The sequence below is a fragment of the Desulfobotulus pelophilus genome (assembly GCF_026155325.1).
GTDB lineage: Bacteria > Desulfobacterota > Desulfobacteria > Desulfobacterales > ASO4-4 > Desulfobotulus > Desulfobotulus pelophilus.
The window spans coordinates 1-7,852 of record NZ_JAPFPW010000038.1 but is presented as its reverse complement, the minus strand read 5'-3'; the positions used below and the strand labels follow the sequence as shown (position 1 = coordinate 7,852).

The 7,852-nt window shown below is 46.0% G+C and carries 5 protein-coding genes and 1 pseudogene; 2 read left to right on the top strand and 4 right to left on the bottom strand.

Going from position 1 to position 7,852, the window contains the following annotated elements; translation table 11 throughout:
* Positions 1–390 precede the first annotated feature (390 nt).
* Together OOT00_RS15550 and OOT00_RS15545 are read right to left on the bottom strand one after the other, a co-directional pair.
* The gene (locus OOT00_RS15550; RefSeq protein ID WP_265426344.1) at positions 391–1,575 is read right to left on the bottom strand and encodes an MFS transporter; all 1,185 of its coding nucleotides are present in this window, start codon (positions 1,573–1,575) and stop codon (positions 391–393) included.
* A gap of 22 nt (positions 1,576–1,597) precedes the next feature.
* A complete protein-coding gene (locus tag OOT00_RS15545; protein WP_265426343.1) occupies positions 1,598–2,668 on the bottom strand; it encodes a hypothetical protein in 1,071 nt (356 codons plus the stop codon).
* A 315-nt stretch (positions 2,669–2,983) separates the two neighbouring features.
* Between OOT00_RS15545 and OOT00_RS15540 the strand changes: the two genes are divergently transcribed.
* Positions 2,984–3,880: a LysR family transcriptional regulator gene (locus tag OOT00_RS15540; protein ID WP_265426342.1), complete on the top strand. Its 897-nt coding sequence runs from the start codon at positions 2,984–2,986 to the stop codon at positions 3,878–3,880.
* Between the two features lie 135 nt (positions 3,881–4,015).
* Here OOT00_RS15540 and OOT00_RS15535 read toward each other — a convergent pair whose 3' ends face one another.
* Positions 4,016–4,924 carry a hypothetical protein gene (locus OOT00_RS15535; RefSeq protein ID WP_265426341.1) on the bottom strand — a complete coding sequence of 303 codons (909 nt, stop codon included), beginning with the start codon at positions 4,922–4,924 and terminating at the stop codon, positions 4,016–4,018.
* Positions 4,925–5,075: 151 nt separating this feature from the next.
* On the opposite strand from OOT00_RS15535, the pseudogene OOT00_RS15530 reads away from it, so the two are divergent.
* Positions 5,076–5,839: pseudogene (locus OOT00_RS15530) on the top strand (IS3 family transposase); the annotation flags it as partial.
* A gap of 148 nt (positions 5,840–5,987) precedes the next feature.
* Here the strand turns inward: OOT00_RS15530 and phaC are convergent.
* Positions 5,988–7,781 (bottom strand): class I poly(R)-hydroxyalkanoic acid synthase, encoded by a 1,794-nt coding sequence (phaC, locus tag OOT00_RS15525; protein ID WP_265426340.1) that lies wholly within the window; start codon positions 7,779–7,781, stop codon positions 5,988–5,990.
* Positions 7,782–7,852 lie beyond the last annotated feature (71 nt).

The window sequence follows — 7,852 nt, the reverse complement described above, 5'->3', positions numbered from 1 at the left end:
GATACGGACCGATAGTCAAGTTTTATTGCCAAGGTTGAATTAACCGGCGCGGTGTTCAGATTCCGGGAAAAAAGGCGCAAGCTGCTGGTATTTCGGGTGTGTTTTGGGGTCGGACCAAGCTAGTCGATTGAGAAATCTCGTGATTATGATCCCAGAAGTTGGCTTTTCATACCCCAAAATGCCATTGTAAGGACCCAGAGATTCCTGGAGCACAATAGCTCCCATCTCCCCAACCACCTCACGCTCTTTCATCTTTCCCATTAAAGTTCTTTTCTTAGAAGGCCCATTTCCCCATCAAGAACGATCATTATATGCTCTTGTTGTCAACAACGTCCCTCAGGCCCCTAAAGAAATAGATTTTAATTGTCAGTACTGATGTGACCTTGGCCATTATCCTTCGGGTTCGATCATCCTGTAGATTTCTTGGTTCGGTTTCAGGAAAACAGTAAGGAGACAAAGCGCCGCCGCAAGGATGAACGCGTAATGGAGGCTCCATGCACCCGCAATTATGCCGGCGAGGGTCGGTGCAATGAGCTGGCCGGCCGATATAAGAAAAAAAGTGGCGCCAAAACCGGCAGACGGCCTGTCGTTGAAGGTGTTGACGCTCCAAATGCCGAACAGTCCGGTGATCAGGATAAACGTGGCCCCGAACAGCATGGCAGAGGCCAGGGCCACGGATAAATTGTCGGGCCAGAACGCAATGCCCAGTATTGAAATCGTACAGGCAATAAGCAAACTCGAAAAAACGCGTCTCAGGCCAAAAAGACGAACCAGGTCTCCGGCGCACCCACCGGCAAGCCCGCAGATACCGATCAGGATCCAGAACGCTCGCGACAACCCGCTTCCCATTGCGCCGCTGGTCACCAGGAGGTCCACGGCGAATGTCCAATAAACGGCACTGGAGATGCCGAACAGTGACGCGGCCATGAATAGCCTTTTGGATTTGTGGTTGACAAGCCATGCCCAGCACAGCTGCGGGATATCCGCGCCACTTGGTTCACCGGCGCGTCTCTTCGGCATCAGGGATGCGTTCCAAATGGTTGCCAGTATTGCGAAAAGTGCGAACCCGGCCCATGCCCAACGCCATTCTTCTCCTGCAAGCAAGGCGGCCGGGCCTGAAATTATAACCCCGATGCTGGTGCCGGAGTTGATGATAGCATACGTGCGATCCTGCCTGGATGGTCTTATTAAGCGAGTAATCGCGTCTGAAAGCGGAGGGTAGGCCAGCCCCGGACTGGTTCCGGCGAGCAACACGCCCAAACCAAGCAGCCATGGGCCGGAACTGATTGATATAAGCGCCATTCCGCTGGCCGCGCACAGACCGCCCAGCACAATCGGCAGTCGTGGCCCCGTAATACCCGAAATCGTGGAACCGAAAATGGTCGCAGCCAGGTAACCGGCATAGGAAAGACTGCCGATTATTCCCATAACCTCGATGGACAATTCAAGGTCCGCACGAATATCAGGCAGGTAAAGACCATAGGAGTACCTTGCAAGTCCATAAGTGGCTGCAACTATAGATAATCCTGCTGGAATCAATGTTGTTGGCGAAACCGTTTTGTCTGAATCAGTCATCCGTTTCTCTCCATTTCCCCCGCTATTCCGCGCTTTCCTGCAGCGTTGTTACAAAAGGTTCGACGATGTCGACAATGCCTGCCTCGTCGGCGATGGCTTCCGCCAGTTGGAAGGATACCGTTCGGTCGCCAGTTCTCCGTTCCGCAATTACAATCAGATTCGAGATGGCTTCGCGCACGACTCGATGTTGAAGCGCGGAAAACTTCAGGCACCAGTTGGTCACGCATATTACTATTTCCCCTGTATCCGGGTCTTCGAACGACTCGGAGGTCACGCATATGGGGACAGGGGATTTGAGACCCACGTCGATATCCAGGGTGTGAATGGCGTATTCGGAGGAACAGGTTCCGACCATTCGCTCAAATGCAAGGCGCGAGAATCTTTTCATTTCCGCCGACTCGTAGAACTTTTCCAGCTTGTGACGTCTGGATTGTGTGCTCACGTGCATTTCGGAAGCCACTAAATCACCGGGAAGCACAATTCTTTTCAGGCGGCTGACAATCGCATCCGGGTGCTCATTGCCTTCCTGAAAACCCAGCATCGTGACAAGGCTCGGGAATTCCTTCCGGTGTATATCCGATTGAGAAAGATTGGAAAAATCGCGGAAACAGAAATGGATCAGAAACGGGTCCATCATGGGAGCCAGCGCTTCCCGCATCGGCTTTTCGGATGCGGGGTTGATGTCAATCCCGATATACCCCGTCAATCGGACCCCATTGGTGCGAAGATTTCGGATCAGGCATGTTGTTTTAACCGGTTCCGGACCCATTTCGACATAAGTGAAGGGTCGATCATGTATCGCATCGGCTATGTCCGTGGCGAATCTTTCCATGGTGACTGAAAAGTTGTGCCGCCCCATTTCATCCGAGGCGGTTCGCGAATCGCGCAAAGCCCGTGCATTCAGGGCTCGCATCAGATAAAACACTTCGTCCAGTTCCGGCGTGACAACCGAGGGATTGTTTTTGTTACAATATTTGTCTTTGTTTGGCTGGCATACTATTCGCTCTTTTGGAACGTTTGTTTGTCCGGCAAGGGCTTCAACAACGATGTGCCTCAAATTCTCATTTTGCAAAGCATCCGGCATCGAAGTCATATTATTTACCTTTCTAACTTTTTTCACCCATAGAGCTAATCTTATCTTGCAATTTATAGGGATTTTGGGAAAAGCAATCGCTTATTCGGTATTCCGAGGTCCGATTGGGGCGAAACTAAAAATGATAATGACTTGTAATTGTTTGAATAGCAGTATATTCTTTTGCTCACCATTGTGCTTGTGATTTCTATATAAGAGACTTTTGAGTCCGTTTCTCGGCCATATTAATGGCCTTCGTTATTACTAGACGGCAATCCGAAAATCCATTCGTAATAATGGAATGCTTTATTTTAGAATGTTAAATGAGAATGAAAAATGGAACTTTATCACCTCAAGACGTTTGTAGCGGTTGCGGAAGAGCAGCACCTCACCAAAGCCTCCAGGCGCCTTTTCATCAGTCCGCCTGCGGTGAGTACGCACATAAAGGCATTGGAAGAAGAGTTGAGTGTGTGCCTTTTTAATAGGACGCCAAGAGGCATGGAGCTGACCGAGGAAGGACGACGCCTGAAAACAGAAGCGGAAAAGCTGCTTTTATCGGTTGAATCCTTCGTCGACTCCGCTAGGGTTTCGGGGAAAAAGCCGACCGGGAGATTCCGTATGGGGTATTCCTCCAATGGCGCTTTTCTGCGTATACCCGAAACCGTATTGAAAATATTCTCTTTATATCCCGGACTGATGATCAAACTTGAGTACTGTCTCAGCGCTATCTTGATTAACGCCTTGGAGGAAAGGGAGATCGATGTCGGATTTTATTTCGGTAATGACAATCCCGCGGGGGTTGAACTGTGTCGGCTGAAAACACTGGACCTGATGATCATTGCCCCTTTGGAATGGAAGGAAAGCCTCACTTCCGCAAGCTTGAGCGAGCTTTCGGATTATCCATGGATCTGGGCCTCCCCTGATTGTTCATTCCGAAAGGTTGCCAATACGATTCTCTCCCGGAAACGGCTAAGCCTTTGCCAATCAGTTGTGGTCGATGACGAGATAACCTGCAGAAATCTGGTACGGGCGGGGATCGGGCTTGCACTGGTGCTTGAAAACGACGCAAGGGAGGCGGAAAAAGAAGGGGCGGCATTTATCTGGGACAAAAAGAATTTTCAAATCAATCTTTCCCTGGCATGGCTTGAAGAACGGAAGCATGAGCCTGCCATAGAAGCGATAACTGCTCTTATACGAGAGTTGTGGAGCTCAAGTTTCGGGCTTGGCGGATAAAAGGGGACAGGCCCCTTTTATCTTTTTCAGGCGGAATGACAGAGCAGGGGATGTGGAAAGGTGTGGGTATGTCACCTTTATTTTATGCGTTACAAGCAGCGGTGGCGGATTCTCTGCCGGTTTTTTTCAGCTGGTTCATTCGTATTGTATCAGATCGTTCAGTTCCATATTTTCCAGTTCGTCGGGAATGGGGGTGCTGCTGATGTCGCTATTGAGCGCGGCGCTAAGATAGGATTGTGCTATGATGCGCATGTAGAGGTTCATTTCATATTGTGGAGGAGGATGGCCAAGTTCCCGCAGTCTGCGGGCATCCCGCTCCCGGTATGAGTCAAAACAGGGGCCGGGAGGCAGGGGACGATTGCTGTCCATGTACCATACGATCCAGGACCAGACTTCCCGGAATTTAGCGGGTTCCTGATTCCCATAGGACAGGATGGCCGGTCCGCTCCAGCGGGGCTTTTTTTTGAGACCCAGATGTATTTCCTTGCGTCTGAGAACGGGGTTTGGCAGTGCGCCTGTATGGGGAAAAAAGGGTTGGATTTCCCCGAAAGGGACAGACTGGTTCCGCGGAGGGAAGCCCATCGGCATGGTGATACTGCCATCGGCCCGGTTCAAGATGATTCGGGATTTTCCCGTAAGTCTGTGACAGGCGATGCTGAGGGCGGTAAAGAGCCCGAGCGGAAGCAGCAGGCTCAGGACAAACGAGGCATTTTGAGTGAAAAGGCCTGTTATCACGACAATGGTGGCGACTATCCCGGAAAACTGCAGGCTGAACTGAATTTTTTCACCCATGGGAGTACCCGTTGCCGTTACGATTCGGGTATCGTTGATTTCCAGAAGGTTCTCGGCCATGAAGGGATTTTGGGGGCGGTGCGTGATCCTTGGTTTTCCTTCATAGGGGTAGTCAAATCTGCATTTTTCCAACTCAAGGCTGTTCGGGTGTTTCATGGCTGTTTTTTCTGACTTTCGGATGGCGTCCCCGCCGGTAGATGCGTCTGCTGTTACAGATTCCTTGCAAGCAGTTCTGGCTCTGAACTTCCTCATGGCTAAACCCATGGGTTTTACGCCGTTTAGGGTAAAAATCTTAGCGTGAAAGTTATTCGGAAAAATCTGTTTTAACAGGCAGATATGCCACGTGTTGTATGGTGCTGAGCCAGCTGCGGTCGTTTATGGTGTGCTGCTGACTGTAGTTTTTGGAAAACTCTTTGAAATCAAGCGTGGCCCGAAATATGTTTCAACGGCCCACGAGGAACCCGATGCTCTTTACAGCGAAATAGGGCGACTGAAAATGGAGCTCGACTGGCTCAAAAAAAAATCCGGGATGAGCCTGCCCTGATACGTCAATCATGGATAGATCCAGAGGACGATCTGTCCAATGTAACACAGTGCAGCCTGAGTGGTATATCCAGAGCTGCGCATTACGCAAGGCAGAGAATCAGGCAACCAGACAAAGAGGATCTGATTTTCAGCCGTCTTATCGACGAAGAATATACACGCCGACCATTTTATGGGAGCCGGAGGATGGTGATCTTTCTCAAAGAAAAGGGTCACACAGTGGGGCGTAAACGTGTACAGCGCCTGATGCGGGCAATGGGTCTGGCCGGCATGACGCCTGGGCCAAACACAAGCCGCAAAAAGCCTGACCACAAAATTTACCCCTGTCTTTTACGGGGTGTACCCGCAGTGAGGTCAAAACCAGGTCTGGAGTACGGACATCACCTGTATTCGTCTGCTCAATGGTTTTGCCTATCTTGTTGCAATCATGGACTGGTACAGCCGCAAGGTTTTGAGTTTCAGGGTCAGTAATACAATGGATACGGTATTTTGTTCCGATTGCCTCGAAGAGGCTTTGCGAATCCATGGGGAACCTGAAATTTTCAATAGTGAACGGGTTCACAGTTCACAAGTTTTCAATTTACAGGGATTTTGAAACAGGATGGTATTGCAATCAGTGCTGACGCGATGCTGCATATGCGCTCAGACCGTCTTCGATAATCATTTTCACGGCTTCATGCCGGGATTCTTTCGAATAACGACCGTTCGTTGCGTTTTTTGCCATTCAGACACCTCTGTTCTGGTTGGATGATAATTTTGCTGTCCGATATTTTCAACTTACCTCATTTGACTTGGTGTCAATTCTTCTGAGTGCATAACTGCCGGGTGCCTTTTCAATTTCCTTAAAATCACTTTTTCCGGGTATTCTTTTTGCAACCTCTTGACCTGCAAACTTAATGTTCCAGCCATGCCAGTCAAGCCACCATGAACCTTCTTTTTTTCCAGCATTTTCGATCCAGTTTACAGGAGAATCAAATTCAAGATCTGCAGCTCTGTAGCCGTATTTGTTTTTAGCAGGAGGATTAACAACTCCTGCAACATGACCTGAACCACCAAGAACAAACCTCACTTTTCCAGAAAAAAGAAGAGCTCCTTTAAATGAGGCTTTCCACAAAACTATATGATCATCTTCCGTTGCAAGAAAATATGAAGGCGTTTTTATTTTTGAAACATCAACTGGAACTCCACCTATTTTTATTCCACCTGGGTCTTTAAGCTTGTTTTCAATATACATATTCTGGAGATAAAAAGCATACATTCCGGCAGGAAGATTTGTAGAGTCAGAATTCCAGTACAAAATATCAAAAGGAACAGGATCCTGTCCCTTTATATAACTATTAACAGCATGCGACCATATAAGATCGTTTGGTTTCAGCATATTAAATGTCTTGGCAAGATGCCTCCCGTCAAGATATCCTACTTTTTTAATATCCTCGATTATTTTTTTTACCTGTGATTGATCTAGAAAATTTCCAATTTCTCCTGGTTCGGAAAAATCTATCAGTGTTGCCATATAAGTAAGGGATGCAAATCTTCGTTGCTTTTTTGATTCAAGATATGCGGCTGTTGTAGCAAGAATTGTTCCACCAGTACAATATCCAATAGCTGAAATCTTTTTAACTTTTGTTATTTTTTCAATCACATCAAGAACTTCAATATGACCTTCAAGCACATAATCTTCATATTTTTTTGAAGCATGCTCTGTTGATGGATTTACCCATGAAATTACAAAAACAGTGTAACCCTGATCCACCAGCCATTTGACCATGGAAATTTTTTCATTAATATCAAGAACATAATATTTATTAATAAAAGGAGGAGAAATTAAAACAGGAATCTTAAAAACTTTATCGGTAGTAGGAAAGTACTGAATAAGCTGAAGAATATCATTTTGATAAACAATACTTCCTTTACTCCGTGCAATATTTTCTCCGAGCATAAATGCTGTATCGTCTGAAATTCTTATATTAAGACTTCCGTCTTCGCTGCTGACATCATCTAAAAAATTATCAATTCCTTCAAAAATATTTTCACCTTTATTATCAAAGGTATATTTTAAAAGTTCCGGGTTAGTGGCAAGAAAATTGGAAGGTGAAACAGCTTCAAGAAACTGCTTTGTATAAAACTCAAGTCTTTTCTTTTTAACGGCTTCAATACCTTCAACATCTGAAACAGCTTCACTTAAGGTTTTCACGTTTAAAAGGTACAAATTTTTTATAAACTCAAAAAATGGATTTTTATTCCACTCTTCTCCTAAAAAGCGTTTATCTTTTTCCTGTTTTTCTTCTTTTTTTCTGGAATCCAATAAGTTTCCTATAATAGATGATGAAACCTCATTATAATCTCTCATCATTTTAAAGCTTACATTAAAAAGAGCACTAGGATTTAAGGCAACTTTTTGAAATACTTCAAAAAAATCCAACATAACTCCAAGTTCAGGAAGCTCACTTTTTACTTTGTTTTTTGAAAGAGCATCTACATAACTTTTCTGCTTGTTGGTAAATTTAATCATAAGATCATAAATTCTATCCAGATCAAATCCTGATGACTCTATTTCCTTTTCCATTAAAATTCCCCCCGAACTTTAACTTGATTAATTTTTAAAACAAAAGCTTACCAAATTCTAAAATTTATAGA

Coding starts and splice junctions, on each gene's coding strand:
- OOT00_RS15540 (WP_265426342.1), top strand. CDS start 2,984: ATGGAACTTTATCACCTCAAGACGTTTGTAGCGGTTGCGGAAGAGCAG.
- OOT00_RS15535 (WP_265426341.1), bottom strand. CDS start 4,924: ATGAGGAAGTTCAGAGCCAGAACTGCTTGCAAGGAATCTGTAACAGCA.
- phaC (WP_265426340.1), bottom strand. CDS start 7,781: ATGGAAAAGGAAATAGAGTCATCAGGATTTGATCTGGATAGAATTTAT.
- OOT00_RS15545 (WP_265426343.1), bottom strand. CDS start 2,668: ATGACTTCGATGCCGGATGCTTTGCAAAATGAGAATTTGAGGCACATC.
- OOT00_RS15550 (WP_265426344.1), bottom strand. CDS start 1,575: ATGACTGATTCAGACAAAACGGTTTCGCCAACAACATTGATTCCAGCA.